24 protein-coding genes are annotated in these 26,450 nt (G+C 63.2%); 1 reads left to right on the top strand and 23 read right to left on the bottom strand.

The features are described from left to right. Positions 1-25 precede the first annotated feature (25 nt). The 19 genes from ureC to RTP54_RS20800 form a co-directional block, all read right to left on the bottom strand. Positions 26-1,738 (bottom strand): urease subunit alpha, encoded by a 1,713-nt coding sequence (gene ureC / locus RTP54_RS20890; protein WP_312365624.1) that lies wholly within the window; start codon positions 1,736-1,738, stop codon positions 26-28. 4 nt (positions 1,739-1,742) lie between these two features. After that, a complete protein-coding gene (locus tag RTP54_RS20885; protein ID WP_312365622.1) occupies positions 1,743-2,387 on the bottom strand; it encodes a Urease operon accessory protein in 645 nt (214 codons plus the stop codon). Between the two features lie 4 nt (positions 2,388-2,391). Further along, positions 2,392-2,808, bottom strand: coding sequence for a lysozyme inhibitor LprI family protein (locus RTP54_RS20880; RefSeq protein ID WP_312365802.1), 417 nt, complete (start codon positions 2,806-2,808; stop codon positions 2,392-2,394). 8 nt (positions 2,809-2,816) lie between these two features. After that, positions 2,817-3,122 (bottom strand): urease subunit beta, encoded by a 306-nt coding sequence (locus tag RTP54_RS20875; RefSeq protein WP_112833686.1) that lies wholly within the window; start codon positions 3,120-3,122, stop codon positions 2,817-2,819. A gap of 18 nt (positions 3,123-3,140) precedes the next feature. After that, the gene (locus tag RTP54_RS20870; protein WP_312365619.1) at positions 3,141-3,395 is read right to left on the bottom strand and encodes a DUF1272 domain-containing protein; all 255 of its coding nucleotides are present in this window, start codon (positions 3,393-3,395) and stop codon (positions 3,141-3,143) included. 12 nt (positions 3,396-3,407) lie between these two features. Further along, positions 3,408-3,710 (bottom strand): urease subunit gamma, encoded by a 303-nt coding sequence (locus RTP54_RS20865; RefSeq protein WP_025428139.1) that lies wholly within the window; start codon positions 3,708-3,710, stop codon positions 3,408-3,410. A 25-nt stretch (positions 3,711-3,735) separates the two neighbouring features. Beyond that, on the bottom strand, positions 3,736-4,569 hold the full coding sequence (locus tag RTP54_RS20860) for an urease accessory protein UreD (RefSeq protein WP_312365801.1): 834 nt from the start codon (positions 4,567-4,569) through the stop codon (positions 3,736-3,738). A gap of 117 nt (positions 4,570-4,686) precedes the next feature. Then, complete coding sequence (locus RTP54_RS20855; RefSeq protein ID WP_312365604.1) at positions 4,687-5,661, bottom strand: D-glycerate dehydrogenase; 975 nt, start codon at positions 5,659-5,661, stop codon at positions 4,687-4,689. A gap of 218 nt (positions 5,662-5,879) precedes the next feature. Further along, positions 5,880-6,998, bottom strand: coding sequence for a branched-chain amino acid ABC transporter substrate-binding protein (locus tag RTP54_RS20850; protein ID WP_112810599.1), 1,119 nt, complete (start codon positions 6,996-6,998; stop codon positions 5,880-5,882). A 116-nt stretch (positions 6,999-7,114) separates the two neighbouring features. Further along, positions 7,115-7,459 (bottom strand): DUF6867 family protein, encoded by a 345-nt coding sequence (locus RTP54_RS20845; protein WP_112810598.1) that lies wholly within the window; start codon positions 7,457-7,459, stop codon positions 7,115-7,117. Positions 7,460-7,483: 24 nt separating this feature from the next. Further along, positions 7,484-8,209 (bottom strand): ABC transporter ATP-binding protein, encoded by a 726-nt coding sequence (locus RTP54_RS20840; RefSeq protein ID WP_112810597.1) that lies wholly within the window; start codon positions 8,207-8,209, stop codon positions 7,484-7,486. Continuing rightward, positions 8,206-9,093, bottom strand: coding sequence for an ABC transporter ATP-binding protein (locus RTP54_RS20835; RefSeq protein WP_112810596.1), 888 nt, complete (start codon positions 9,091-9,093; stop codon positions 8,206-8,208). Before RTP54_RS20835 ends, RTP54_RS20840 begins: the two co-directional genes overlap by 4 nt. Further along, positions 9,093-10,478 (bottom strand): high-affinity branched-chain amino acid ABC transporter permease LivM, encoded by a 1,386-nt coding sequence (livM, locus tag RTP54_RS20830; protein WP_112810595.1) that lies wholly within the window; start codon positions 10,476-10,478, stop codon positions 9,093-9,095. Before livM ends, RTP54_RS20835 begins: the two co-directional genes overlap by 1 nt. A 4-nt stretch (positions 10,479-10,482) precedes the next feature. Further along, positions 10,483-11,385, bottom strand: a complete 903-nt coding sequence (locus RTP54_RS20825) for a branched-chain amino acid ABC transporter permease (RefSeq protein ID WP_112810594.1) — start codon at positions 11,383-11,385, stop codon at positions 10,483-10,485. Between the two features lie 293 nt (positions 11,386-11,678). Next, positions 11,679-14,105: an FAD-dependent oxidoreductase gene (locus RTP54_RS20820; protein WP_312365598.1), complete on the bottom strand. Its 2,427-nt coding sequence runs from the start codon at positions 14,103-14,105 to the stop codon at positions 11,679-11,681. Between the two features lie 242 nt (positions 14,106-14,347). Continuing rightward, on the bottom strand, positions 14,348-14,902 hold the full coding sequence (locus RTP54_RS20815) for a sarcosine oxidase subunit gamma family protein (protein ID WP_312365596.1): 555 nt from the start codon (positions 14,900-14,902) through the stop codon (positions 14,348-14,350). A gap of 10 nt (positions 14,903-14,912) precedes the next feature. Continuing rightward, positions 14,913-17,876: a sarcosine oxidase subunit alpha family protein gene (locus RTP54_RS20810; protein ID WP_312365595.1), complete on the bottom strand. Its 2,964-nt coding sequence runs from the start codon at positions 17,874-17,876 to the stop codon at positions 14,913-14,915. Continuing rightward, positions 17,873-18,151: a sarcosine oxidase subunit delta gene (locus tag RTP54_RS20805; RefSeq protein ID WP_112810590.1), complete on the bottom strand. Its 279-nt coding sequence runs from the start codon at positions 18,149-18,151 to the stop codon at positions 17,873-17,875. Before RTP54_RS20805 ends, RTP54_RS20810 begins: the two co-directional genes overlap by 4 nt. Before the next feature lie 80 nt (positions 18,152-18,231). Further along, on the bottom strand, positions 18,232-19,482 hold the full coding sequence (locus tag RTP54_RS20800) for a sarcosine oxidase subunit beta family protein (protein ID WP_312365593.1): 1,251 nt from the start codon (positions 19,480-19,482) through the stop codon (positions 18,232-18,234). 227 nt (positions 19,483-19,709) lie between these two features. Here RTP54_RS20800 and cysQ point away from each other — a divergent pair, with 227 nt between their 5' ends. Beyond that, positions 19,710-20,486: a 3'(2'),5'-bisphosphate nucleotidase CysQ gene (gene cysQ, locus RTP54_RS20795; RefSeq protein WP_312365591.1), complete on the top strand. Its 777-nt coding sequence runs from the start codon at positions 19,710-19,712 to the stop codon at positions 20,484-20,486. A gap of 15 nt (positions 20,487-20,501) precedes the next feature. On the opposite strand, the gene RTP54_RS20790 is transcribed toward cysQ, so the two are convergent. The 4 genes from RTP54_RS20790 to RTP54_RS20775 all read right to left on the bottom strand — a co-directional run bounded on the left by RTP54_RS20790 (position 20,502) and on the right by RTP54_RS20775 (position 26,363). After that, positions 20,502-23,600: an efflux RND transporter permease subunit gene (locus RTP54_RS20790; RefSeq protein WP_312365589.1), complete on the bottom strand. Its 3,099-nt coding sequence runs from the start codon at positions 23,598-23,600 to the stop codon at positions 20,502-20,504. Further along, entirely contained in the window at positions 23,597-24,676 is a 1,080-nt protein-coding gene (locus RTP54_RS20785) for an efflux RND transporter periplasmic adaptor subunit (RefSeq protein ID WP_312365587.1), read from the bottom strand. Before RTP54_RS20785 ends, RTP54_RS20790 begins: the two co-directional genes overlap by 4 nt. Continuing rightward, positions 24,673-25,731, bottom strand: coding sequence for an efflux RND transporter periplasmic adaptor subunit (locus tag RTP54_RS20780; protein WP_312365585.1), 1,059 nt, complete (start codon positions 25,729-25,731; stop codon positions 24,673-24,675). The genes RTP54_RS20785 and RTP54_RS20780 overlap by 4 nt, the downstream gene beginning before the upstream one ends. Positions 25,732-25,976: 245 nt before the next feature. Next, positions 25,977-26,363: a response regulator gene (locus RTP54_RS20775; protein ID WP_112810687.1), complete on the bottom strand. Its 387-nt coding sequence runs from the start codon at positions 26,361-26,363 to the stop codon at positions 25,977-25,979. Between the last annotated feature and the right edge of the window lie 87 nt (positions 26,364-26,450).

Genomic DNA, 26,450 nt, shown 5'->3' with positions numbered 1-26,450 from the left:
TTTTCGCGACAAGACCGCCTGCCACTCAGAACAGGAAATAGCGCTGCGCCATCGGCAGCACCGTTGCCGGCTCGCAGGTGAGCAACTCGCCGTCGGCACGCACCTCGTATGTCTCCGGATCGACCTCGATATGCGGCGTCAGGTTGTTGTGGATCATCGACGCCTTGCCGATGCCGCCGCGGGTGTTTTTGACCGCGACCAGTTGCTTGGCAACGCCGAGCCGACCGGTAAGCCCGGCATCGAGCGAGGCCTGCGAGACGAAGGTAACGGAGGAATTGGTGCGGCTCTTGCCATAGGCGCCGAACATCGGCCGGTAATGCACCGGCTGCGGCGTGGGGATCGAGGCATTGGGGTCGCCCATCGGGGCGGCCGCGATCGTGCCGCCGATCAGCACCAGGTCGGGCTTCACCCCGAAGAAGGCCGGGTTCCAGAGCACGATATCGGCACGCTTGCCGACCTCGAGCGAACCGAGCTCATGGCTGAGGCCATGGGCGATCGCCGGGTTGATGGTGTATTTGGCAATGTAGCGCTTGACCCTGACATTGTCGTTGTCGCCGGTCTCTTGCGGCAGCGGCCCACGCTGGCGCTTCATCTTGTCGGCGGTCTGCCAGGTGCGGATCGCCACCTCGCCGACACGGCCCATCGCCTGGCTGTCGGACGAGATAATCGAGAAGGCGCCGATATCGTGCAGGATGTCTTCGGCGGCGATCGTTTCCTTGCGGATCCGGCTTTCGGCAAAGGCGATGTCCTCGGGGATCGACGGCGACAGGTGATGGCAGACCATCAGCATGTCCAAATGCTCGGCGAGCGTGTTCTTCGTGTAGGGCCGTGTCGGATTGGTCGAGGACGGGATGACGTTCGGCTGGCCGCAGATCTTGATGATATCGGGCGCATGGCCGCCGCCCGCGCCTTCCGTATGGTAGGCATGGATGGTGCGGCCCCGGATCGCCGCGATCGTATCCTCGACGAAGCCGCTCTCGTTCAGCGTGTCGGTATGGACCATCACCTGAACGTCGTATTCGTCGGCAACGCCGAGGCAGCAGTCGATAGCTGCCGGTGTCGAGCCCCAGTCCTCGTGCAGCTTCAGCGACGTCGCGCCTGCAAGCACCATCTCGACCAGGGCGCCGGGAAGCGAAGCATTGCCCTTGCCGGCAAAGGCAAGGTTCATCGGAAAGGCGTCCGCCGCCTCGATCATGCGGGCAAGATGCCACGGGCCCGGCGTGCAGGTGGTGGCAAGCGTGCCATGCGCGGGTCCCGTGCCGCCGCCGAGCATGCAGGTCAGCCCGCTCATCAGCGCTTCCTCGATCTGCTGCGGGCAGATGAAGTGGATGTGGCTGTCCATGCCGCCTGCCGTGACGATCTTGCCCTCGCCGGCGATCACCTCGGTTCCAGGCCCGACGATGATCGTCACGCCGGGCTGCATGTCGGGATTTCCGGCCTTGCCGATCGCCGCGATGCGCCCGTCCTTCAAGCCGATGTCGGCCTTGACGATGCCCCAGTGGTCGACGATCAGCGCATTGGTGATGACGGTATCGACAGCACCGGCCGCCCGCGTCACCTGGCTCTGGCCCATGCCGTCGCGGATGACCTTGCCGCCGCCGAACTTCACTTCCTCGCCATAGGTGGTGAAGTCCTTCTCCACTTCGATGAACAGCTCGGTGTCGGCGAGCCGGACCTTGTCGCCGACCGTCGGGCCGAACATGTTGGCATAGGCGGCGCGCGACATCTTGTAGGGCATGGGTTCAGGCTCCTTGGGACAAGTCTGAAAAAGATGAGGGAAGACGACGAAGACGGCCCTCGGCCACAAGGGCCTCGACGTAGCGACGCTCGGCACCGAAGGGATGCAGCCCCCAGCCGGCATGACCGAAGCCGGCGAGAACGATATCGTCACCAGGCATGGCAAAGTCGGAAAGCACGTCGGCGATCAGCACCATTCCGCTCGACGGAACGACGTATGGCGTGGGCGCGTACCGTGCCAGGTCCCGATCCAGCTGTTCATGCACGGTCACCGGAATGACGCGATGTTTGCGACCCGTCGCAGCGGTGAAGCTGACGAAACCGGCTGTGTAGTCGTCGCAGAAATCGTCGAGGTCCGGGTGCGTTTCGGCCAGGGCTGCCCGCATTCCGGTGAATTTCTCGGCCGCGCGCACGCTCCAGATTTCGCGGGATTGCCGGACAGCGGCGCTGTTCTTCCAGCGTCCGCCGCCGAGCATGGCAAGTGCGGGCCGGCCGGTATTGCAAACGGCAATGATATCGGTCTTCGTCCCGCCCGCGCCGACGGAGCGGCAATCGTTGAAACGAATGACGACATGGGCAGCATCAATCGTTGCGGCGGGGCCCGTCGGCACCTCCCCGTTTCCGACAATCACGATGGTGCGGCCCTCCATCGCGCTAGTTCTCCGACGGCTCGAGCAGCACCTTCAGCTCCTCGGTGCGCGCCCTGGTCAACTCGGCCAGGCACACGGAGACGAGCATCGGCTCCAGAGATCCGCCACGCGCCGCGAAACCGGCAAGCTCGCACTGCCCATCGCGATAGCCGATCCAGGCGCGTTGGGCTTTTTTCAACGCCTCCTCGGCCCCGACATAGTCCGCGCTCATGTCGGCGAGCTCCTCGTCCTTGGCGCGCATCGCGGTAACGGTCTGCTTGTAGACGACATTGAGTTCGGTATCGGCCGCCCCATAGTCTTCGTTGGCGCAGATGTTCATGTCCGCCTGCGTTGTCGCATTGGCGCAGTCGACATCCTCCTCCTGCGCAAAGGCCGGCATGGCGGCGAGCAGCAAGGCGCTCGCGATCAGCATTGTTCGCATTGTCATCCCTAAAGCTTTCCCATGACCTTCTGGCGGAAGCCGAATACCTCGCGCTTTCCCGAAAGCGGGATCAGCGTCACCTGCCGTTTCTGTCCCGGCTCGAAGCGCACGGCCGTGCCGGCGGGAATGTCGAGGCGTTTGCCGTGGGCGGCGCTGCGGTCGAAGTCGAGCCCGGCATTGGTTTCGGCAAAATGATAGTGGCTTCCGACCTGCACCGGCCGGTCACCGGTGTTGGAAACCTCGATCGTCACCGTCTCGTGGCCGTGGTTGAGTTCGATGTCGCCGCTCGCGGCGATGATTTCCCCTGGGATCATGTCTCGCTCGCCCCCCTCTCAGGCCGCGTTGGCATCGGTGCAGCCCCGAGGCTTCAAGACCCGCTCGGTCGACGCAGGATATTTTGCAAGCAGCGCGACAGGGCGCACGGGGCGTGGCGTAAACTGACCGGCGCAATTTGGGCAGGCGCCGCCAAGCACGCCCTCGACACAGTCGACGCAGAAGGTGCACTCGAAGGTGCAGATCATCGCCTCGCGGCTTTCGGGTGGCAGGTCCTTGTCGCAGCATTCGCAGTTCGGGCGCAGTGCCAGCATGTGCTTGCCTCCTCAGCGGATCGGTTCATGGACGGTGACGAGCTTGGTGCCGTCAGGGAACGTCGCCTCGACCTGGATATCGTGGATCATCTCCGCGATCCCTTCCATCACCTGTGCGCGGGTGATCACATGGGCGCCCGCCTCCATCAATTCGGCGACCGACCGGCCGTCACGCGCACCTTCGACGACGAAGTCGGTAATCAGCGCGATCGCTTCGGGATGGTTGAGCTTGACGCCGCGCTCCAGGCGGCGACGGGCAACCATCGCGGCCATGGAAATCAACAGCTTGTCCTTTTCGCGCGGGGTCAGGTTCATGCGTCGCCACCGGTTTCATTGTGCATTAGAGAACCCAGACTTTCGGCACTGTCTTTTGCTTGCGCAAGTGCGAAATGACCGGGATGAGGATTTTTCTGAGCGCGAACCCGTCGGCCGCCGCAAAGCGTCCAATAAGCTTGTCGCGACCGCCGAGTTTGATGTGGCTGACACCTGCTCCCGCTTGCGCCTCGACGAGCGCGCGCAACCGCGGCAGCAACATCTCGCTATCAGGGCCGGTGTAGAACAGCGTCGCAAACGCCACGCTGCCGGCAAGAACGGCGGTCCGGGCAACAAGCGCGGCGATGTCATCGGCAAATGTCAGGTTTTCAGCATGCAGCAGCCTGCTATCGACGCGAATGCGCCAGCGGTCGCGAAAGAGGCCAGCCTGCATCGCTTCACCCATGGCCTTGCGACCGAGGAGCACGGCCTCGACGGCCAGAAATGTCGCGTCACCATCGAGCTCGACGTCGAGCGCGCGTGTCAGCGAGGCGCGGTCGAACAGGATCGTTTCCTGCGGCAGCCAGTCCACCCGCGCCCCTGCTGCAACCTTGATGCGTGTCGTGACCTCGACCGTGCCGGCACTCGCCTTGTAGATCTTCTCGCAGGCCTGCGTGCTGACGGCCAGTTCGGTTGCCGGGCCGGCTTCGATCTCCCAGGCCATGCGATCGCCGCCGGTCAGCCCCCCCGACGAATTGATCAGCACCGCTTCCATCGAATTGTCGAAAGTGCTGGGCAGCCGGATCTTGGCGCAGCCTTCCTGGTAGAGCGCATCGATACGCGTGCGACCGGCGGCCACTTTCGCGACCAGCCGCCCCTTTCCGAACGCCCGCTGCGGGGCGATGATGGCCGCATTGCTCATGTTCATCGGCTGCCATCGTCGGCATCTCGCGACGCCAAGTCAAGTTATTGTTTTGCAAAGAAAATCGGCAAGATGATCGCTTTATGAGCAGCAGGTGCCCATCAAACAGCCAGCCTGTCAGGCGACCCTATCCGGCGGCTCACGCCCGTCGAAGAAGGCGGTGATATTGTCGACCACCTTCATGCCCATGGCGACCCGCGTTTCCTCCGTCGCGCTGCCAAGATGCGGTAGCAGAACGACGTTTTCGAGCACCCGCAAGCCTTCCGGAACGTTCGGTTCCGCCTCGAAGACGTCGAGACCGGCGCCCCTGATTACGCCATTCTTCAGCGCATCGGTCAAAGCTGGCTCGTCGACCACATCGCCACGCGCCGTGTTGACGAGGTACGCACCCGGTTTCATCCTAGCCAGCCGCTCTGCGTTGATCAGATGCCGGTTCTCGCCACCACCGGGGCAATGCAGCGACACGAAGTCGGCGATCTCCAGCACCTCGTCGACCGTATCGAGCTGGCGGGCGCCATAACGTGCCGCTTCCGCCGCATCGACGCGCGAGCGGTTGTAGAACACCACCTCCATGTCGAAACCGAAGTGACAGCGTTTTGCCATCGCCTTGCCGATGCGGCCAAAACCGATGATCCCAAGCGTCTTGCCGGTCACTTTGCTCCCGATCATGTGCGTCGGTCGCCAGCCGGTCCATTCGCCGGCCCTGACCTGACGCTCGCCCTCGCCCGCACGCCGCGCGACCGCCAGAAGCAGCGTCATGGCGATATCGGCGGTGCAATCGGTCAGGACGCCGGGCGTGTTGGTGACGGCAATGCCGGCGGCCTTGGCGGCGGCAACGTCGATATGATTGTAACCCACACCATAGTTGCCGAGGATCCTTGCCGTCACGCCGCCACCGTCGAAAAGCTGCGACGGCAGGCGGTCGGAAACGGTCGGCAACACCGCATCGTATTCGCGCAAGGACCGCGCCAGTTGTTCGGCGGACATCGGCGCATCGGTCTCGTTCAACGCGACATCGAACCGCTCGGCCAGCACGCGCTCCACCGCTTGCGGCCAACGGCGGGTGACGAGAATACGCGGCTTGGAACTCATGGGGAAACCTCTGCAGATAGAATCGTAGCAGCGATTGTGCACGAAATGGCAGCCGGCGACAGCCCGCTTGCCCGGCCGAGGAGACTCTGTGACGTCCTGGCGGCGGCCATCAAGGCCCAGCCCGCCTGGACGCATAGGCTCCCGAAACAAAAAAGCCCGGCGATCGCTCGCCGGGCCTTTGAAGTTCTGACGTGGTTCAGCGAACCTCGAAGCGAGTTTTACTCGTTTTCGAAGTAGCTGTACTTGCCGTCTTCACCCTTCTTCCAGGTGTACATGACGTAGTCCGGGCGGGTGATGTCGCCCTTTTCGTCATAGCCGAGTTCGCCGATGGCGGTCTTGAACGGACCCTTGCCCTTGATCGCTTCAGCAACGGCCTGCGGGTCGGTGGTGCCGCCAGCCTTGGCAGCTTCAGCGACAACCTGCAGAGCAGCGTAGGCGTAAAGCGTGTAGGCTTCCGGTTCGAAGCCGGCAGCGCGGAACTTCTCGACGAGTTCCTTGGCAGCCGGGTTCTTGCGCGGATCCGGAGCGAACGTCATCAGCGTGCCGTCAACGGCGTCGCCTGCGATCGAGGCCAGTTCGTTCGAAACGATACCGTCGCCCGACATCAGGGTAGCCTTCAGGCCCTGGTCCTTCATCTGACGCATGATCAGGCCGGCTTCGGTGTGCAGACCGCCGTAGTAGACGATCGAGACGCCGGCTTCCTTCATCTTGGCGATGAGGGCCGAGAAGTCCTTGTCACCGGTGTTGATGCCTTCGTAGAGGGCTTCGTTGAGACCGGCTTCGTTCATCGCCTTCTTGGTTTCATCGGCAAGGCCCTGACCATAGGGGGTCTTGTCGTGAATGACGGCGATCTTGGCATCCTTGTGGTTGGCAGCAAGGAAGGCACCGGCAACAGCGCCCTGCTGGTCGTCACGACCGCAAGTACGGAAGGTGTTCCAGAGGCCGCGCTCGGTGAACTGTGGATTGGTGGAAGCCGGCGTGACCTGAAGAATGCCGTTTTCGGCATAGACTTCCGAAGCCGGGATCGACACGCCCGAGTTGAAGTGGCCGACGACGAACTTCACGCCATCAGCAACGAACTTGTTGGCGACGGATACGCCCTGCTTGGCGTCAGAGACGTCGTCGCCGAGCACAACCTTGATCTGTTCCCCGTTGATACCACCGGCAGCATTGATGTCGGCAGCAGCCTGTTCGGCGCCTTTCTGCAGCTGTGCACCGAAGGCAGCGTTCGGGCCGGTCAGCGGGCCAGCAACACCAACGAGAATATCAGCCCATGCGGTGCCGCTGAAAGCGACCATTGCCGACAGGGCAACGGCCGACAGAAGAGACTTTTTCATTCTTGTTACTCCCAATTATCCGAGCGGGTCTCGTTACCAACCTGCGCAATGCCCACCGTAATTTGCGCCGGTGTTTCTTTCGCACCGGCCGCGGCGGCCGACGCGCGCTGTTCCCTTTATTTGGCTTTCCACGAGAATGGCGAAGCCTTCTCATAGAGCCAATAGTAGTTATTGGTCATTTGCTTGGTCCGGTAGTACCGGAAACCTGCGGTAGCAAACAACAAAAGCACGATCGTGTCCACGATATAGTAATGCAGACTGAACATCGTGCCTTCGAAGAGGGCATGGTGCACAAAGCGGATGCCAACCCCCAGCAACGCCACGTAGAGAAAGAGGCGCGGTAGCTCCTCCCAGCCCTCAGCGACGCTCTTTCCCGTTCTCCAGGCGGTCCAGCCGCCCAGAACACAGGTGATGAAAAGAAACTGCCAGACCGACACTTCTTCGTAGAGAATACCCTGCATGTCACAAACTCCAGATGCGGCGCATCAGTGGCGGCCGCCTTCGAGATAGGCCGCGCGGACTTCCGGATTGGCGAGCAGTTCCTTGCCCGAGCCGCTCATCGTCACGCGGCCGTTGACCATGACGTAACCGCGGTCGGAAAGCTTCAAGGCGCCGAATGCGTTCTGCTCGACGAGGAACACGGTCAGCCCCTCCTCCTTGTTCAGCTTCTTGATGGCTTCGAAGATGCCCTTGACGATCAGCGGTGCGAGGCCGAGAGACGGTTCGTCCAGCAGCAGCAGCTTCGGACGCGCCATCAGCGCGCGACCGATCGACAGCATCTGCTGCTCGCCGCCCGAAAGCGTACCGCCACGCTGCGCCTGCCGCTCTTTCAGCCGCGGGAACATCCTGAACACCTTCTCCACGTCCTCGTCGAAGTGTTTGAGGTTGTCGAGGCTCGCGCCCATCTGCAGGTTTTCGAACACGGTCATGCGCGGGAAGATGCGACGGCCTTCCGGCGACTGCGCGATGCGCAGCCGGGCAATCTCGTGCGTCGGCATGCGGGTAATGTCCTGGCCCTCGAAGATGACAGAGCCGGTGCGGGCCTGCGGGCTGCCGCAGATCGTCATCATCAGGGTCGACTTGCCGGCGCCGTTGGCGCCGATCAGGCAGACGATTTCACCACGATGCACTTCCACATCGACGCCACTCAGCGCCCGGATATTCCCGTAGTAGGTCTCGACGGCTTTGACTTGAAGAAGGGGCGCGCTCATGGCTTGGAGCCCCCCTTCCCGCCTTCGATTTCCTCGATCTCTTCAATCACCTCGTCAACCTCTTCGTCCTCGACACCCAGATAGGCCGCAATGACCCGCGGATCGTTCTTCACGAAATCCGGGTTGCCGTCGGAAATCTTCTGGCCGTATTCCAGAACGACCACGTGGTCGGAAATCTCCATCACCACTGACATGTCGTGCTCGATCAACAGGATCGAGGTGCCCGTCTCGCCACGGATACCCTGCAGCAGCTCGTTGAGCGCCAGCGATTCACGCGGGTTCAGACCGGCCGCCGGCTCGTCGAGGCACAGAAGCTCGGGCCCCGTGCACATGGCGCGGGCAATCTCGAGCCGGCGCTGGGCGCCATAGGGCAGATCGCCGGCCGGATCGTCGGCGCGGTCGACGAGCGACGCCTTCTCCAGCCAGTGGCGGGCAAGCTCGATCGATTCCTTCGAGGCCTGCTTGTAGGCAGGAAAGCCGAGCAGCCCGAGGAATGTATAGCCGGACGCCTGCATCAGCTTGTTGTGCTGGGCGACGAGCAGGTTCTCAAGAACGGTCAGACCGGAGAACATCCGGATGTTCTGGAAGGTGCGCGCGACCTTGGCCTGCTTGGTGATCTCGAAATCCGGCAGGCGTTCCAGCAGATATTCCTTACCGGACTTCTGCTTCATGGTGATCATGCCCATCGTCGGCTTGTAGAAGCCGGTGATGCAGTTGAACACCGTGGTCTTGCCGGCCCCGTTGGGACCGATCAGCGCGGTGATGTCGCCGCGATAGGCCTCGAAGGAGAAGTCGTTGATGGCCATCAGACCACCGAAGCGCATCGACAGGTGTTCAACCGAGAGAATGGGGTCTTTTTTCATTGTCGTTGTCTCAAGGGCCATCAGCCATGCCCCTCCTTGGTGAAGCTGCCGGAGATCGCCTTGCGTTCGCGCAGGAACGCTGTCGGTTCACGCGAGCCGACGAAACCACGCGGTTTCCAGACCATGACCACGACCATCGCCAGACCGAAGATCAGCATGCGGTAGAGTTCGGGCGTAAAGTCCGGTCCGAAGACCGCCTTGAGGAATGACAGTTCGCGCAGGATTTCCGTGCCGCCGATCATCACGGCCGCCGCGATGGCGATGCCGGTGAGCGATCCCATGCCGCCGAGAACCACGATCGCCAGGATGACTGCGGATTCGAGGAAGACGAAGGATTCAGGCGAAACGAAGCCCTGGCGCACGGCGAAGAAGGCGCCGGCGAAACCGCCGAACATCGCACCCGTCGCAAACGCCGTCAGCTTGGTCGTTACCGTGTTGATGCCGAGCGACCGGCAGGCGATCTCGTCCTCGCGCAATGCCTCCCAGGCGCGACCGATCGGCATGCGACGCAGGCGGATGGTGACGTAGGCGGTCAGAAGGGCGAGCGCCAGGATCAAGTAGAACAGGAAGATCTTGTAGTAGGCCGACGACATCGACAGGCCCATCATCGCCGCAAAGCCATCCTTGGACGCATCGAACTTGATGCCGAACAGCGTTGCCTTGGCGATACCGGACACGCCGAACGTTCCCTTGGTCACCTCGGTCCAGTTTATCAGCACAAGCCGGATGATTTCACCGAAGGCCAATGTAACGATCGCGAGATAGTCCCCCCGCAGCCTCAGAACCGGGAAACCGAGGATCATGCCCCAGAAGGCAGCAAGAATGCCGGCAACCGGCAGCAGGATCCAGAAGGACAGCCCGAAGTAGCTGGACAGCAGCGCGTAGGAATAGGCACCGACCGCATAGAAGGCGACATAGCCAAGGTCGAGCAGGCCCGCGAGCCCGACGACGATGTTGAGGCCCCAGGCGAGCATCACGTAGATCAGGATCTGAACACCGAAGTTATCGACCCATTTCAGCGAGCCTTGTACGCCGACGAGGGCGAGGATCACGGGCGGATAGAGGATAAGTGCTACGATGGCGATCTTGGAGAAGTGACGCTTGAAGAAGGTCTCTTCCTTGACGACATCCTCCTGCGCCGCCTTGGCTGCCTTGCGGCGCGCCATGGCCGGCTGGACATAGGCGACCATCAGGAACCGACCGACGGCGGCGACGATCACAAAGATCGCAAGCAGGCCCCAGCGTTGCGTCAGGATCAACTCGTTGCGGATGTTCTGGTCGGACTTCAGGCCGACGAACAGCACGAAGAGGCCGAGAGAGATCAGGCCCGCGAAGACAGCCTCGCGCAGGGCCCGCGCCGTCAGGTCACTGCCGGCGCTTGCAGATGTAGAAGCAATGTTTGCCATTGATTTATACCTTCTCGACTTCCGGTCGTCCGAGTATGCCAGACGGCTTGAAGATCAGGACGATTGCGAGAATGGAGAACGTCGCAACATCCTTGTAGTCGATGGTGAAATAAGCGGACCAGAGGGACTCGATGAGGCCGATCAACAGGCCGCCAAGAACAGCACCCGGCAGAGAGCCGATGCCGCCAAGAACAGCTGCAGTAAAGGCCTTGACGCCCGGAACAAATCCGTCGGTAAAGACGACCACACCATAATACATCAGGTACATGGTGCCGGCGACGGCGGCGAGTGCCGCGCCCATGATGAAGGTCACCGAGATGGTGCGATCGACGTCGACGCCCAGCAGTGCCGCCATCTTGCGGTCCTGTTCGGTCGCACGCTGCGCCCGACCAAGCGGCGTCTTGTTGACGATGTACCAGAACACGGACAACAGAACCGCCGTGACGACGATGATGATGATCTGCTTCAGCGAAATGGTGATGCCGAACACCTCGTAAACCGAGGAAACCAGCGGCGGGATCGGCTTGTTGCGCGGACCCTGCGTGACCTGGATGAAGTTCGACAGCGCGATCGACATGCCGATGGCGGTGATCAGCGGGGCGAGCCGGAACGAACCGCGCAGCGGCCGGTAGGCCACCCGCTCGATGGTCCAGTTCCACAGCGCCGCCGTCAGCATGCCGACGACCATCATCAGCAACAGGGCAAGTACAACCGGAACGCCGGCCATGAATGTCGTGAGAAGTAGAAAGACAATCAATGCGGCGAAACCGCCGAGCATGAAAATATCGCCGTGGGCGAAGTTGATCATGCCAATGATGCCGTAGACCATGGTATAACCAATTGCGATCATACCATAAATAGACCCAAGAGTCAGCCCGTTGACGAGCTGCTGGACGAAATACTCCATCAATCTTCCCCTGGACCAGATCCATAAGGTCCGGTCTCTTGTTTTTTTGAGCTCATTGTTGAGCGTTCTGTTTGATCGATTCCATACCTCTTTCAAACGAAAAGAAAAGCTAAAAAACGTGGGAGCGGCAAAATCTTCGCCGATAAAATCGATTTGGCGCTTTTGAAGTCATAAAAAACAAAAAAAATGCACGTCTTGCCTGCGCAATAGTCGACTTTAGTCTAAAATGGCGTGTGATCCCGCCTGGGCATGAATCGCCAAACAACAAGACCAGCGCGCCGAATCCGTCGCCGTCAGGCACGCATTCGCTCGCCGTTGGCGTCAAACAGCGGGTAGGATTGTAACCGCGCCGGCAGGATTTCGCCAAGCAACTCGATCGACCAGCCCGTCTCGCGATCGGCGATCTCCTTCGGCACGTAGCCGAGCGCCACCGACACGCCGCTCGCGTGAGCGTAACCGCCCGAGGTCACCCAGCCGCGCACGGCGCCTTCGAAATAGATCGGTTCGTCGCCGATAACGTCGGCATCGCGTGCCTCAAGCACGAAAGTGCGCAGGCGAAGCTGCCCGCCCCCGGCCTTCTCGGCGATTGCCGCCGCCTTTCCGATGAAGTCCGCCGGTTTGCCCAGCGCCACGAACCGGCCAAGACCCGCCTCCAGCGGCCCATAGAGCGGCCGATATTCGCGCGACCAGCTGCCGAAGGATTTTTCGAGCCGCAGCGCATTGAGGGCCCGAAGGCCGAACAGCCGGATGCCGAAGGCAGCGCCCTTGTCCAGGATCAGCTCGAACAGATAGCGCTGATATTCCGGCCTCATCCAGATCTCGTAGCCGAGATCGCCCGTGTAGCTGACGCGTCCGACGAGGGCGGGCGCCATGCCGAGATCCATGCGGCGAACATCCATGAAGGCAAAGGCCGGATCGCCGACATCGAGATGGGTCAGCGTTGCCAGCAGGTCGCGCGCCTTCGGCCCGGCGATCGACAGGCCGACCAGCTCCAGCTTCAGCGCACGGACGCTGACCGAACCGTCATCGGGCAGGTGCGCCTCGAACCAGCGCATGTGGTAATCCTCGGCGATGCCGGAGCCGATGAGGAGGAAGTCCTGCTCGCCGAGCCTGGCAAGCGTGAAGTCGCCGATCAGTTTGCCGTCGTCCTTCAGCATCGGCGCCAAGGCCATGCGACCGATTGCCGGAATGCGGCACGTGAGCATCCGGTCGAGCCAGGCCTCGGCCCCTGCCCCCCTGATCTCGTACTTGGCAAAGCCGGATGTCTCCATTAGCCCGACAGCGGTGCGCACCGCTCGGGCCTCCTCGCCGACGGTGTCGAAGTCGGTCGAGCGGCGCCAGGAGAAATGATCCTCCACGCCCGCAGGCGCAAACCAGAGCGGCGTTTCCAGACCGTAGGACGCGCCGAACACGGCCCCTTCCGCCTTCAGCCGGTCGTAGATCGGCGTCGTCAGCAAGGGCCGGCCGGCCGGCAGTTCCTCGTTGGGATAGCGGATCGAGAAGCGCCGCGAGTAGTTCTCGCGCACCTTGGCATTCGTATAGGCAAGCGTGGCGTAGTCGCCGTAGCGCGCCAGATCCATGGCGAAAACGTCGAAGCCCGGATCGCCCTCGATGATCCAGTTGGCAAGCGCCAGCCCGACGCCGCCGCCCTGGCTGAAGCCGGCCATGACGGCGCAGGCAGACCAGAAATTGCGCAAGCCCCTGACCGGCCCGACCAGCGGGTTGCCATCCGGCGAGAAGGTGAAGGGCCCATTGATGACCTTCTTGATGCCGGCCCTGTTGAAGGCCGGGAAATGCCGGAAGCCGACTTCAAGCTCGGGCGAAATACGGTCGATGTCCTCGGCCAGCAGCTCATGGCCGAAATCCCAGGGCGTCGTCACCGGCGACCATGGTCGGCACGCCTTCTCATAGGTGCCCATCAGCATGCCCTGACGTTCCTGGCGCAGGTAGATCTCGCCGTCGAAATCGACGCAGTGCATCAGCTCCTTGCCGCGCGTCTGGTTGAATTCGATGACTTCGGGCATATCCTCGGTGATGAGATACATGTGCTCCATCGCGAGCACCGGCAGCTCCAGCCCGACCATCCGGCCGACCTCGCGCGCCCAGAGACCCGCGGCATTGACCACATGCTCGGCGATGATCTCGCCCTGGTTGGTGATCACGCGCCAGGACCCGTCCTCGCGCTGCACCAGGTCCTCGACCTTTGTGTGGAGATAGATCTCGGCGCCATTCTTCTTGGCCGACTTCGCATAGGCATGAGTCGTGCCATAGGGATCGAGATGCCCCTCGACCGGGTCGAACACCGCGCCGACGAACTGGTCGGGATCAAGCAGCGGCATCAGGTCATGGGCTTCCTTCGGCGTCAAAAGCTCGGCGTCGAGGCCCATGTAGCGCCCCTTGGCGAGGATCGACTTCATCCAGTCGAAGCGCTCCTTGGTCGCCGCCAGCATCATGCCCGAGGTCATGTGCAGGCCGATGTCCTGGCCGGAATAGTCCTGGATCTCCTTGTAGAGCTCGACCGTATACTTCTGCAGCTTGGCGACGTTGGGGTCGCCGTTGATCGTGTGCATGCCGCCGGCCGCATGCCAGGTCGAGCCGGAGGTCAGTTCCGATCGCTCGAGAAGCACCACGTCGGTCCAGCCGAACTTCGTCAGGTGATAGAGGATCGAGCAACCGACAACGCCGCCACCGATCACGACGACTCTGGCATGGCTTTTCATGCGCACACTCCGCTTCCCGCGCGTCCGGGCGAGGCGCGGCTCGATTTCCAGGGAAAGGCATCAGGCACGGCTGCCGTCCGCAACGCCCGGTTCCGGCTCAAGAACGGCGATTGGCGAACGGGTAAAAGCCTAGTCAGAAAGCCGGCGTCGATAAAGACGTGCCTGCGAAGGACGCTTGTCCGTTTCCGCCATTCACTGGCGGATCGGCGACCCAAAAGCGGCATGCGATGCCGCTTTTGATTTCACTCGGAAAAAGCCGAGGAAATGTCGAACTGGCGGCCCATTGTCATCAGGTCATCGAACAGCGATTCGGCGAAGCTGCGCGCGACGATCAGTTCAAAGACATCCGCGCCGCTTGCCATCAGATTGACGGCGATATGGCCGCACAGGACGTTGGTGCTGCCGCCGGGGGCAAAGGCCGCAGGATGGAGGTCAACGCCGATGCCCTTGGCAAGGATCGGCCGCGCGGACGGCCCGGAAAGGCGAAGGAGCACACGCCCGTCGCTCTGGTCGACGACGTGCGCCTGTGTCCCGCAGAGCATGTCGAGACGCCGCATGAGGCCGACAGGCGTATCGACGTGCGACACCACCAGCCACTCGCCGGGACCGCAATAGCGCAGCGACAGATCGGGCGTCGACGAGAGCGCCCGCTCCACCGCCGCATCGAGACCGGCATAGGCGAGCACGGTCGCGATCGCCTGCCAATGGCTGACCTCGAGGTGATCCGCATTGGCGGGCTTCGGCGTGCCGCGCAGCTTCTGGTCGAGCGCGTGGCGGTTGTTGTAGTCGCGAACCATCGCCGCCTCCTCAGGCTTTCAGCTTCGTGTTTTCGGAACCGACGAACACCGGGTCGCAAACCTCGGCGGTCACCTCGTGATCGCGCAGCCTGTCCCAGACGACGATCTTCTCGCCATAGCGCTCACGCCCGGATTTGAGGAAGGCGAGCGCGATATGCTGTCCCAGCACCGGCGAATAACCGGCGGAACTGACCCAGCCCTGATCGTTGAGCGTCGACGGCTTCATGCCTTCCTTCAGCAGGTGGGCGCCGGCGCGCATGTCTTTTTCCTTGTCCTTGTCGACCGGCTTCAGCCCGACAAGCTGCATGCGATCGGCCGCGGTCAGGCCATAGCGCGCCGACAGGTGCTTGCCGATGAAGTCTGGCTTCTGCGCCGAGAACATGCGCCCGAGCCCGGCATCGTCGGGCGTTACGCGGCCGTCGAATTCGGCATGGGTGAGCAGGCCCTTTTCCAGTCTGAGCACGTTCAGCGCCTCGACGCCGTACGCGCAGATGTCGTGTGCCCTGCCCGCCTCCATGATCTGGTCTGCCACCGCCTCGCCGTAACCGGCGGGAACGGCAAGCTCGAAGGCAAGCTCACCCGAAAAGGAGATGCGGAATAACCGGGCATTGATGCCGCCGCGAAGCGCCGTCGCCCGCGCCGACAGAAACGGGAACGCGGTTTCCGAAATGTCTTCGTCGAGCAACTGCTGCAGCACGTCCCGCGCCTTCGGGCCGGCAATCGCCATCTGCGCCCATTGATCGCTTACAGAGCAGAACCGCACCTTGAGATCGGGCCACAGCGCCTGCGCGCAATACTCCATGTGGGACATGACGGCACCGGCCATGGCTGTGGTGGTCGTCACGAAGAAGTGGTCGTCGGCCAAACGGCTGACCGTGCCGTCGTCGAAGACGAAACCGTCCTCGCGCAGCATCAGGCCGTAACGGGCCTTGCCGACGGGCAACTTGAGCATAGGATTGCAGTAGAGCCGATTGAGAAACTCGGCCGCGTCCACGCCGAAAACCTCGATCTTGCCGAGCGTCGAGACATCGCAGATCCCGACATTGGCACGGACGTTGAGGACCTCGCGGTCGACACTTTCGCGCCAGGTCTTTTCGCCACCGCGCGGGAACCAGGCCGAGCGGAACCAGAGGCCGGAATCAACGAAGGTCGCGCCATTCTTCTTCGCCCATTCGTGCAGCGGCGATTTGCGCGTCGGCGTCGCATGGGTATCGCGAGACGTGCCCGCCAGGGCGCCGAACGAGACGGGCGTATAGAACGGCCGGAAGGTGGTGGTGCCGACTTCGGCCGGACTCACCCCGCGCATGCCGGCGAGAATGCCGACCGCATTGATGTTGGACAGCTTGCCCTGGTCGGTCGCCATGCCGCTGGTGGTATAGCGCTTGGCATGCTCCACATGGCCGAAGCCCTCGCGCAGCGCCAGGCCGAGATCCTTGGCATGCACGTCGTTCTGGAAATCCACGAAGGCCTTGGACTTGGCCCCCGGCACATACCAGAGGGCTGCAAACGAAGGCTCGACCTCGGCGTCGATCACCGGCAAAGGCGCCTCAGCCGCGTGGAAACCAAGCTCTTCGGCAATCGCCGCAGCCTTGCCGGCACCATCGCGCAGGCAGCCTGAAAGCGTGTAGACGCCATTGGCCGCGCCGATGACCCGAAGGCCGCCTCCGACATCGGGAGGCGCGAACGCCTTCAGATCCTCCGACCAGACCGGCCGGCCGCCGCGCTGGCAGGCAAGGTGAATGACCGGGCTCCAGCCGCCGGACATGCCGAGTGCGTCGCAGGCAATCAGCTCCTCGTACCCCGAGCGTTCGACGACGATGCCTGACAGGCGCTTGCTGCCTTTTGTATCGATGATCGAACCGGAGCGGATGACGCGCACGCCATCGGGCGCCGCATCAACGGCGTCAGGCCGGCTGTCGACGATGGTCGAAACCGAGATGCCCCTGGCCGCAAGCCCGCGTGCCGTGCGATAGCCGCTGCTGCCGCTGGTGAAGATCGCCACCGACTTGCCGGCCGAAACGCCATAGCGCTCGGCATAGGTGCCGATCGCGCCGGCCATCATCACGCCGGGTCGGTCGTTGCCACCGAATACCAGCGGCCGCTCTTCCGCGCCGGTCGCGAGCAGCGCGCGCTTGGCGGCAATGCGCCAGACGCGCTCGGTCGGCAATTTGGCTGAGGGTTCCGCCACGTGTTTCTGGACCCGCTCGACCGCGCCGAAAACGTTGTCGTCGTACCAGCCGAAGACGGTTGTACGCGACAGCAGCGTGACGTTGTCGAGCGAGCGCAGCTCGGCTGCGACCCGATCGGCAAAGGCCGATGCCGGCGAACCGTCGATCGTTTCCGTTTCCGACAGCAGCGATCCGCCAAGACGAAAATCCTCGTCCGCCAGGATCACCCGAAGACCGGCGCGGCCGGCCGTCAAGGCCGCCATCAAGCCGGCGGGACCGCCACCGACGACGAGCAGGTCGCAGAAGGCCCAGGATTTTTCGTAGCTTTCCGGATCACGTTCGAGCACCGCCCGCCCGAGACCTGCCGCCCGCCGGATCACCGGCTCATAGAGCTTTTCCCAGAGCTGGCGCGGCCACATGAATGTCTTGTAGTAGAAGCCCGCCCCGAGAAACGGCGAGAGCAGCCCGTTGACGGCACCGACATCGAAGCCGAGCGAGGGCCAGCGGTTCTGGCTCTTGGCGGTCAGGCCGGAATAGAGTTCGGCCACCGTCGCCTTGGTGTTCGGATCGCTGCGGGCGCCCGAGCCGAGCGTCACGAGCGCGTTCGGCTCCGACGGCCCGGCGCTGACGATGCCCCGCGGCCGGTGGTACTTGAAGCTGCGGCCGACCAGCAGTTGGTCATTGGCAAGAAGCGCGGAGGCAAGCGTATCGCCGGCAAGGCCACGCAGCGGACGACCGTCGAAGGTGAAGCTTAAGACCTTGCTGCGATCGACGAGGCCACCGGAGGAAAGGCGATAGGCACTCATCGCTCTGCCCCCCGCACTGCTGCGGCAGCGTCGACGACGGAATAAACCTCATGCGTGACGGTGTCGCGCTCGACGACGAGAAAGCGGCGGCAACCGGCGACATGATGCCAATGCTCGACCGTGCGGCCACGCGGATTGGCGCGGACGTAGACATAGTCGTGCCAGGCTTCATCCGAGGCGGAAGGGGCCGGGCGAACGAGCGAGGCATCGCCACGGATTGTGAATTCTTCCTTCGGGCGGACCCCGCAGTGGGGACAGGTAATCAGGCTTGCCATTGTCTTCCGTATCCTGGAGCCTCAACGCGGCTCGCTCAATTCCCGGACTGCCGGATGGTCGCCACCCGACAGACGCCGCTCTAATGAAGGTTCGGCTGAGGGCCGGCACCGGCCTCGTCGACCGCATAGCCGCGCGCGAAACGATCGAGCCTGAGGGCGCGTGCCACCGGGTGGGTATCGTTCCTGGCGATCAGATGCGCGAAACAGTAGCCGGACGCGGGTGTCGCCTTGAAGCCGCCATAGCACCAGCCGCAGTTGAGGTAGAGATTATCGATCGAGGTGCGGTCGATGATCGGCGAGCCGTCCATGCTCATGTCCATGACGCCACCCCAGGCGCGCAGCACCCGGACGCGCGACAGGCCGGGGATCATCGATACCCCCTCCTCCATCACATGTTCGGCCGTCGCCAGATTGCCGCGTTGGGCATAGGAAGAATAGCCGTCGATCTCCGCGCCGAAGACCAGCCCGCCCTTGTCCGACTGCGAGATGTAGAAATGGCCGCCGCCATAGACGATGACGTGATCGATGCAGGGCTTCAGCCCCTCGGTCACGAAGGCCTGCAGCACATGGCTTTCAAGCGGCAGCTTCAGGTCCGCCATTTCGCCGACCCGCGAGGAGTTGCCGGCGGCCGCCAGCGCCAGCTTGCCGCAGCCGATGAACCCCCTCGATGTCTCCACCCCGGTGACGACGCCGTTTTCGCGGCGGATGCCGGTCACTTCGCAATGCTCGATGATGTCGACGCCGTGCTGGTCGGCGCCGCGGGCATAACCCCAGGCAACGGCATCGTGGCGCGCAGTTCCCGCGCGCCGCTGCAGCAGCCCGCCGAGGATCGGATAGCGCGCGTGGTCATAATTGAGAAAGGGGATCATCTTCTTCAGCTGTTCGCGCTCGATCAGCTCGGCCGACACCCCTTCCATCCACATCGCATTGCCGCGCCTGACATAGGCGTCGCGCTGGCCGTCGCTGTGGTAGAGCATGATCACGCCGCGCTGCGACAGCATGACGTTGTAGTTCAGGTCCTGCTCGAGCCCCTCCCAGAGCTTCATCGAAAATTCGTAGAACGGCTCATTGCCGGGCAGCATGTAATTGGAGCGCACGATCGTGGTGTTGCGGCCCACGTTGCCCGAGCCGAGATAGCCCTTCTCGAGCACCGCGACGTTCTTCACGCCGAATTCCTTGGCAAGGTAATAGGCGGTCGCAAGACCGTGGCCACCCCCGCCGACAATGATCACGTCATAGTGGGATTTCGGCTGCGGCTGTCGCCATTGCGGTTTCCAGTTCAGGTTTCCGGAAAGGGCGTTCCTGACGATCGAGAATGCGGAATAACGCATGAAGGCATCCAGTTCAGTTGCGCCGGCACATTTGCACAGCCGGCGCGAGGAGCAAAGATGCTAGCCTCTCGCAGGTGCAAAAAACAAATCGGCCATTTGCCGCAAGGCACCGAAACTTGACGCGCGGGCGGCGGCAACGCCACATTTCGCCCGAACCCTTGAAAACGATGGGCAACTTCGCCGTCGAGTGTGCTATGGCGCGACAAATGCCTGAAAGACGATAAACAATGCTCGACATCCTGCAGAAATCCGCGATCGCCGCCGGCCGCGCCATCCTCGACATCTACCATGCCGGTCCGGAGGTGATCTACAAGCCCGACTGTTCGCCGGTGACGGATGCCGACGAGTGCGCGGAACGCATTATCCTGGCCGATCTCGCCGCCGCCTTCCCGGATATTCCTGTCGTTGCCGAGGAATCGGTCGCCGCCGGCTCAATCCCGGAAATCGCCGGCAAGTCGTTCTTCCTCGTCGACCCGCTCGACGGCACCAAGGAATTCATCGGCCGCCACAACGACTTCACCGTCAATATCGCGCTGATCGAAGACGGCGCGCCTGTCGCCGGCGTCGTCTACGCACCGGCTCTCGGCATCCTCTATGCCGCGAGCGGCGGCAAGGCGCTTAAATCGGTCGTATCCGAAACCTTTGCCGTCGAGCCGGAGACCGTGATCGGCTGTCGCAGCCGCGGCGACCGGCTGGTGGCGCTGGCGAGCCGCTCGCACAACAGCGCCGAGACCGTCGCCTATCTCGCCGAGCACGGGATCACCGATTATGAGGCCGTCGGCTCGTCGCTGAAATTCTGCCTGCTGGCGGAAGGGCTTGCCGACGTCTATCCGCGCTTCAGCCGGACGATGGAGTGGGACACAGCTGCCGGCGACGCCATCCTGCGGGCGGCCGGCGGCGAGACGCTGACGATGGAAGGCACGCCGCTCACCTATGGCAAGCGCAACCAGAAGACCGACAGCGATTTCGCCAATCCCTGGTTCGTCTCGCGCGGCAAGGTCTGAGGTCGCCGGAGCAGGCTAGACCGGCACCGCCTCGTCATCGCTTCGCGTCGCCTCGCCTTCAGCACCGGCATTCTCGCTCGGCGGCCTGATCCGGAACCAGGCGAGATAGAGCGCCGGCAGGAACAGCAGCGTCAGCACCGTTCCGACGATGATGCCGCCCATCATCGCATAGGCCATCGGCCCCCAGAAAATTTCCCGCGCGATCGGGATCAGCCCGAGGCTTGCGGCCGCCGCCGTCAGCATGATCGGTCGCATGCGATGCTCGGTCGCCTCGCGCACCGCATCCCAGGCGGCAATCCCCTCCTTGCGCAGATCCTCGATCTGCACGACGAGGATGACCGAGTTGCGGATGAGAATGCCGATCAGCGCCAGCACGCCGAGGATCGCGACGAAGCCGAGCGGCGCGCCGCTCGGCAGCAGCGCCGCCACCACCCCGATCAGCGCCAGGGGCGCCACGGCAAAGACCAGGAACAGCCGCGAGAAGCTCTGCAGCTGGATCATCAGGATGGTCGCCATGGCAAACAGCATCAGCGGCACCACGGCGACGATCGGCGCCTGGCTCTTGGCGCTTTCCTCGATCGTACCGCCGATCTCGACCCTGTAACCGTCCGGAAGGCCGGCGCCAAACGCCGCCACGTCCTTTTCCAGCTGCGCCGACACCGTCGAGGGCTGCGCCGTGCCGTTGATGGCCGCCTTGACCGTGATCGTCGACAGCCGCGAACGGCGCCAGACCACCGGCTGTTCCATTTCGTAGCGGAAGTTGGCGACGGCGGCCAGGGGCACGGAATTGCCGCTGGCGCCGGGAAGCTGCAGATCGCGCAACGTCTCGATCGACTGCCGTTCGGATTCGCGCGCCCGGCCGACGACGTCGATCAGGTAGATGTCGTCGCGCACTTGCGTGACGGTCGTGCCACCGACGATACCGTTGAGCGCCGTTGCGATATCCTGCGAGGTGACGCCGAGCTGGCGCGCCTTGTCCTGCAGCACGTCGACCTTGATCATGCGGGCCGGCTCGTTCCAGTCGTAGACGATCTCGCCAAGCTGCGGGTTACGGCCAAGCACCGTGCTCAGATCGAGCGCATGTTTGCGCACCTCATCGATATCGGGCCCGCTGACCCTGTACTGGATCGGCCGCCCGACCGGCGGGCCGATGTCGAGCAGCTTCACATAGGCATCCGTGCCCGGGAATGTTTGCTTGAGATAGGCCTGCAGGTCGGCGCGCACCTTGTCGCGCACGTCGAGCCCCTTGGTGACGATGATCATCTGGCCGAAGGAGGGATGCGGCGGCTGCACGTCGAAGGACAGGACGAAGCGCACCGCGCCCTCGCCGACATAGCTCGACCAGCGCAGCACGTCCGGGTTGCCGGCGAGCTTCTCCTTCTCGAACTTCGCCATCTGCTGATTGGTCTCCTCGATCGAGGCGTTCTGCGGCAGCGACCAGTCCACGATGATCTCGGGCCGGTCCGAGGACGGGAAGAACTGCTGTTGCACGAAGCCCATGCCGAAGACCGAGAGACAGAAGACCGCGGCCGTGGCCATGATCGTCGTCCAGCGCCAATGCATGCAGAGGTCGAGCAATTTCGAAAACAGCCGCCCGACCCGGCCCTTTTCGCCGGCATGCTGCTTCATCGTCTTCGGCAGGATCGTGACGCCGAGCAGCGGCGCGAAAATCACCGCGACGATCCATGAGACCAACAGCGAAATGGCGATGACAACGAACAGCGTGAAGGTGAATTCGCCGGCCGCACTGTTGTTGAGGCCGATCGGAATGAAGCCGGCGACGGTGACGAGCGTACCGGTCAGCATCGGAAAGGCAGTCGAGGTGTAGACATAGGTCGCCGCCTTGCGCAACGAATCGCCCACCTCCAGCCGCGCCACCATCATTTCCACCGCGATCATCGCGTCGTCGACGAGGAGGCCGAGCGCGATGATCAGCGCACCCAGCGAAACGCGCTGCAACGAGATGCCCCAATAGGACATGAAGACGAAGGTGATCGCCAGTGTCAGCGGAATGGAAAGGGCCACGACCAGTCCGGCGCGCATGCCAAGGCTGACGAAGCTGACAGCAAGCACGATGATCACCGCCTCGAACAGCGCCTGGGTGAAGCCGGAGACGGCCTCCTCGACCACAAGCGGCTGGTCGGACACCAGATGAACGTCGACGCCGACGGGCAGCCGCTGCTCCAGGCGCTCGATCTTTTCCTCCACCGCCTTGCCGAAATCGAGCAGGTTCGAACCCTGCTTCATGCCGATCGCCAGGCCGATCGCCGGCTTGCCCTCGAAACGGAACAGCGAAGATGGCGGATCGACATAGCCGCGGCTGATCGTGGCGATATCGCTTAGGCGGAAGAAGCGGTCGTTGACCTGCAGGTTGACCGAACGGATGCTGTCTTCCGATGAAAACTGGCCGCCGACGCGGATGCTGACGCGCTCGCCTTCCGTCTGGATGACGCCGGACGGTGAGACCGCGTTCTGCGCCTGCAGCGTCTCGATCACCTGCTGCTGGTTGATGCCCAGCGCCGCAAGCTGGCGCGGTGAGAACTCGAGATAGATCACTTCATCCTGCGCGCCGATCAGGTCGACCTTGCCGATGTTGGGCACCGTCAGGATATCGCGCCGCGCATCCTCGACATAATCGCGCAGTTGCCGTGGAGTCAGGCCGTCGCCGGTAAAGGCATAAATGTTGCCGAAGACGTCGCCGAAACGATCGTTGAAGGCGGGGCCGACGACACCGGACGGGAATTCCCCGCGAATGTCGTTGATCATGTTGCGAACCGTCACCCAGGTCGCCGCCACGTTGCGCGCCTTCGTCTCCTGTTTCAAGTTGACGAAGACCAGCGTCTGGCCCGGCGTCGTCATGCTCTTGGTGTAGTCGAGCGATTCCAGCTCCTCGAGCTTGCGCTCGATGCGCTCGGTCACCTGCAGCGTCGTCTCCTCGACGGAGGCGCCGGGCCAGGCGGCAGAGATCGTCATCGTCTTGATGGTGAAGGACGGATCTTCTTCGCGGCCGAGTTCGATGTAGGAAGTGATGCCGAGCAGGACGAAGACGATCATGAAGTACCAGACCATGGAGGCGTGATCGAGCGCCCAGTCGGAAAGGTTGAACTTCTTCATGAACGCGCTCCGTCGGAAATCTTCACCTTCTGGCCTTCCTCGAGGCTGTGTACGCCGGCCGTCGCAATGCGCTCTCCGGGTTTCAGCCCCGCGGTGACCGCCCTCAGACCACCGGCATCGGCACCGACCTCGATTTCGCGCGCAGTGACATCGCCGCCTTTTTCATTGACGATCCAGACGAACGTCTTGCCGTCGCGCTCGAACACCGCGGTCGAAGGCACGAGCATGAGTTCATGCTCGGCCCCCTGCCTTGTGGCGGTGATCGTCGTTCCGAGCCTGAAGCCAACAGGCGGATTATCGAGCGCGATCTTCACCCGCCGCGTCCGGGTGACCGGGTCCGCCGCCGGCGCGACCTCGCGCACCGTGCCATTGACCTTGAGATTTGGGTTGATCTGCAATGAAACCGAAAACGGGGTGCCGATCGGAAACAGCGCTATGCCGTCGGGCACGTCGACGACCGCATCGCGTTCGCCGGGCCTGGCAACCGTCACGACCATCTCTCCTGCCGACACCACCTGCCCGACCTCGGCCCCGGTCGCCGTCACGATGCCGTCGAAATTGGATTTCAGCTTCGTGTAGGAGAGTTGCTCTTCCGACTTCGACAACCCCGCCGTGGCGCGGATGAGCGATGCCTGGGCCGCCTCGCGGGCTTGTTGGGCACTGTCGACCGTGGCCTGGGATTCCGTATCAGTCTTCAGAAGGGCGGTGAGGCGCTCCTCGGCGGCGGCCGCATTGGCAAGGGTCGCCTCGGCGCTTGCCTGGTCCGCCCTAGCCGATCGCAACGCCAGTTCGAAGGCGGTCGGATCGAGCGCCGCGAGCTCGGCGCCCGCAACCACTGCGTCGCCCACCGTCACATCCCGCGCGACCAGCCGGCCGATCACGCGGAAACCAAGCTCCGTCTGCACCTTCGGCTGCACCGTTCCGGCAAAGCTCGCAGCCGCATCGACCCGTTCACTGACCACCATCGACAGAACGGGGCGAACGACATCGGTCGGCTCTTCCTCTTCCTTCTGGCATCCCGCCAGCAACAGGGCGGCAACCGGCACGATCAGGCGCGGAAATCTCGACCAGCTCATTTTGCCTGCTCCTCCGTCACCGCATGCACCGCCAGGCCCGGACGCAGAAACTTGGCTCCCTCCGCCACGACCTTCTCCCCGACTGAGAGCCCGGAGGCGACCAGCACCCGACCGCTCTCGTAGGATTTCACCTCGACCGGCTTGAGACTGACGGTGTTGTCCTTGGGATCGACGATCCAGACCGCCGGCTTGCCGTCGGCGGCGGTCAGCGCCGTCCAAGGCAGCGCGATGACCTGGGCCGGCTCGAAACGCGCGACGCCCGTCACCGAAGAACCGAGCGTCATGCGCTCCGGCGTCTCCTGCATGGAAAGCTTCACCCGCACCGTGCCGGCCTTGGCGTCGATGGTCGGTGAAATTTCGCTGACGCGGGCGGTCGCCGTGACCGAGGGGTCGCTGACCAGCGCCAGCGTCACGTCCTCGCTTGCCGGCCGCATGAACAACAGGCCCTCGTGCACGTTGAAGATGGCGTCGCGCGGTCCGTCCTTGGCAACGGAAAACATCGTCTGCGCCGCCTGTACCACCTGCCCAACCTCCGCATGGCGGACGGTAACGATGCCGGCGGCGCTCGAGCGCAACTCGGTATAGGAAAGGGCGGTTCTGGCGCTTTCCAGTTCCGCATTGGCGGCGTCGACGGCGCTGGCCGCGGTGCGCGCGGCGGTCTCGGCCTGATCGAGGTCACGCCGCGTCGTAAAGCCTTGGCTCATCAGCGTTTTCTGCCGGGTCAATGTCGCCTGCGCCTGCCGCAGCTGTGCTTCGGCCGCCTTCACCGCCGCCTCGGACGCCTGAACGTCGGCTTCCTGCTCGCGCGGATCGAGCTTTGCCAGAAGCGCGCCTTCCTCGACATGGGCACCGACATCGGCAAACCATTGCGTCACCTGGCCGCTGACGCGAAAGGCAAGGTTCGCCTGCACATGCGCGACGATTTCGCCGGTCAGTGTGACGGTCTGCTGGTAGTCGCTGAGCTGCGCCTCGACGATCCGCACGGTCGTCTCTGGCTTGGCGGCTTCCGCCTCCTGCTTCTGGCACGAAGCCAGCGCGAGCGTGGAGGCAAGCATCAGCCCCCAAGCACAGTGCCGCAGCCTGCATGTGAATGGCTTCATGGGCGTCACCCGGCTCCAGCATTGATCGGGGACGTTTGCCTCACCCCCGCAATCGACAAGATGCACCTCGCTTGTCGCGAGGATGTAAGCAAAGTCGCATACTTGGCCGGTGTCTGGAAGTCCTGCGCATGTAAAGGGCACTGCGACCGATGGTGGCAGTGCCGCTCAACACACGCGAAGAATGGATGGCGGCCTCGGGGCTACGCCCGATCCCGCCGGATGGCGGTCGCGATCAGGTTGCCGATCGAGCTCTCGTTGAATGGCTTGTCGATCCTCGGCACCCCGCGCAGGTGCGCGGGGAAGATTTCGGCGTCGCCGTAGCCGCTGGTAAAGCCGAAGCACATGCCGCGCGCCAGAATGGCATCGGCGACGGCAAAGCTTGTCTCATCCTCGAGATTGACGTCGAGCATGATGAAATCGAAAGTCTTGTGGGCGATCAGCTTCAGCGCCTGATCGGCATTGGTCGCGATCTGGACATCGCCGATACCCATCGATTTCAGGATTTCTTCGGCATCCATCGCGATGATGAAATTGTCTTCCAGAACGAGCACAGTTCTGATCGACGGTGGAATCTCGATCGTCGTCATTCGGTCCACCTTTCGCGAGAACCATGCGCCGGCCGCTATGGCGATCGGCGCAATCAACCTTGATCTATAAGCTCCGCGGCCTCCCCC

Origin of the sequence: Ensifer sp., from assembly GCF_031989085.1 — a bacterium.
GTDB lineage: Bacteria > Pseudomonadota > Alphaproteobacteria > Rhizobiales > Rhizobiaceae > Ensifer.
This window is presented reverse-complemented; position numbering and strand designations above follow the sequence as displayed.

Excerpts from the sequence above, each read along its gene's own strand:
- ureC (WP_312365624.1), bottom strand. The coding sequence starts at position 1,738 with ATGCCCTACAAGATGTCGCGCGCCGCCTATGCCAACATGTTCGGCCCG.
- RTP54_RS20885 (WP_312365622.1), bottom strand. The coding sequence starts at position 2,387 with ATGGAGGGCCGCACCATCGTGATTGTCGGAAACGGGGAGGTGCCGACG.
- RTP54_RS20880 (WP_312365802.1), bottom strand. The coding sequence starts at position 2,808 with ATGCGAACAATGCTGATCGCGAGCGCCTTGCTGCTCGCCGCCATGCCG.
- RTP54_RS20875 (WP_112833686.1), bottom strand. The coding sequence starts at position 3,122 with ATGATCCCAGGGGAAATCATCGCCGCGAGCGGCGACATCGAACTCAAC.
- RTP54_RS20870 (WP_312365619.1), bottom strand. The coding sequence starts at position 3,395 with ATGCTGGCACTGCGCCCGAACTGCGAATGCTGCGACAAGGACCTGCCA.
- RTP54_RS20865 (WP_025428139.1), bottom strand. The coding sequence starts at position 3,710 with ATGAACCTGACCCCGCGCGAAAAGGACAAGCTGTTGATTTCCATGGCC.
- RTP54_RS20860 (WP_312365801.1), bottom strand. The coding sequence starts at position 4,569 with ATGAGCAATGCGGCCATCATCGCCCCGCAGCGGGCGTTCGGAAAGGGG.
- RTP54_RS20855 (WP_312365604.1), bottom strand. The coding sequence starts at position 5,661 with ATGAGTTCCAAGCCGCGTATTCTCGTCACCCGCCGTTGGCCGCAAGCG.
- RTP54_RS20850 (WP_112810599.1), bottom strand. The coding sequence starts at position 6,998 with ATGAAAAAGTCTCTTCTGTCGGCCGTTGCCCTGTCGGCAATGGTCGCT.
- RTP54_RS20845 (WP_112810598.1), bottom strand. The coding sequence starts at position 7,459 with ATGCAGGGTATTCTCTACGAAGAAGTGTCGGTCTGGCAGTTTCTTTTC.
- RTP54_RS20840 (WP_112810597.1), bottom strand. The coding sequence starts at position 8,209 with ATGAGCGCGCCCCTTCTTCAAGTCAAAGCCGTCGAGACCTACTACGGG.
- RTP54_RS20835 (WP_112810596.1), bottom strand. The coding sequence starts at position 9,093 with ATGGCCCTTGAGACAACGACAATGAAAAAAGACCCCATTCTCTCGGTT.
- livM (WP_112810595.1), bottom strand. The coding sequence starts at position 10,478 with ATGGCAAACATTGCTTCTACATCTGCAAGCGCCGGCAGTGACCTGACG.
- RTP54_RS20825 (WP_112810594.1), bottom strand. The coding sequence starts at position 11,385 with ATGGAGTATTTCGTCCAGCAGCTCGTCAACGGGCTGACTCTTGGGTCT.
- RTP54_RS20820 (WP_312365598.1), bottom strand. The coding sequence starts at position 14,105 with ATGAAAAGCCATGCCAGAGTCGTCGTGATCGGTGGCGGCGTTGTCGGT.
- RTP54_RS20815 (WP_312365596.1), bottom strand. The coding sequence starts at position 14,902 with ATGGTTCGCGACTACAACAACCGCCACGCGCTCGACCAGAAGCTGCGC.
- RTP54_RS20810 (WP_312365595.1), bottom strand. The coding sequence starts at position 17,876 with ATGAGTGCCTATCGCCTTTCCTCCGGTGGCCTCGTCGATCGCAGCAAG.
- RTP54_RS20805 (WP_112810590.1), bottom strand. The coding sequence starts at position 18,151 with ATGGCAAGCCTGATTACCTGTCCCCACTGCGGGGTCCGCCCGAAGGAA.
- RTP54_RS20800 (WP_312365593.1), bottom strand. The coding sequence starts at position 19,482 with ATGCGTTATTCCGCATTCTCGATCGTCAGGAACGCCCTTTCCGGAAAC.
- cysQ (WP_312365591.1), top strand. The coding sequence starts at position 19,710 with ATGCTCGACATCCTGCAGAAATCCGCGATCGCCGCCGGCCGCGCCATC.
- RTP54_RS20790 (WP_312365589.1), bottom strand. The coding sequence starts at position 23,600 with ATGAAGAAGTTCAACCTTTCCGACTGGGCGCTCGATCACGCCTCCATG.
- RTP54_RS20785 (WP_312365587.1), bottom strand. The coding sequence starts at position 24,676 with ATGAGCTGGTCGAGATTTCCGCGCCTGATCGTGCCGGTTGCCGCCCTG.
- RTP54_RS20780 (WP_312365585.1), bottom strand. The coding sequence starts at position 25,731 with ATGCTTGCCTCCACGCTCGCGCTGGCTTCGTGCCAGAAGCAGGAGGCG.
- RTP54_RS20775 (WP_112810687.1), bottom strand. The coding sequence starts at position 26,363 with ATGACGACGATCGAGATTCCACCGTCGATCAGAACTGTGCTCGTTCTG.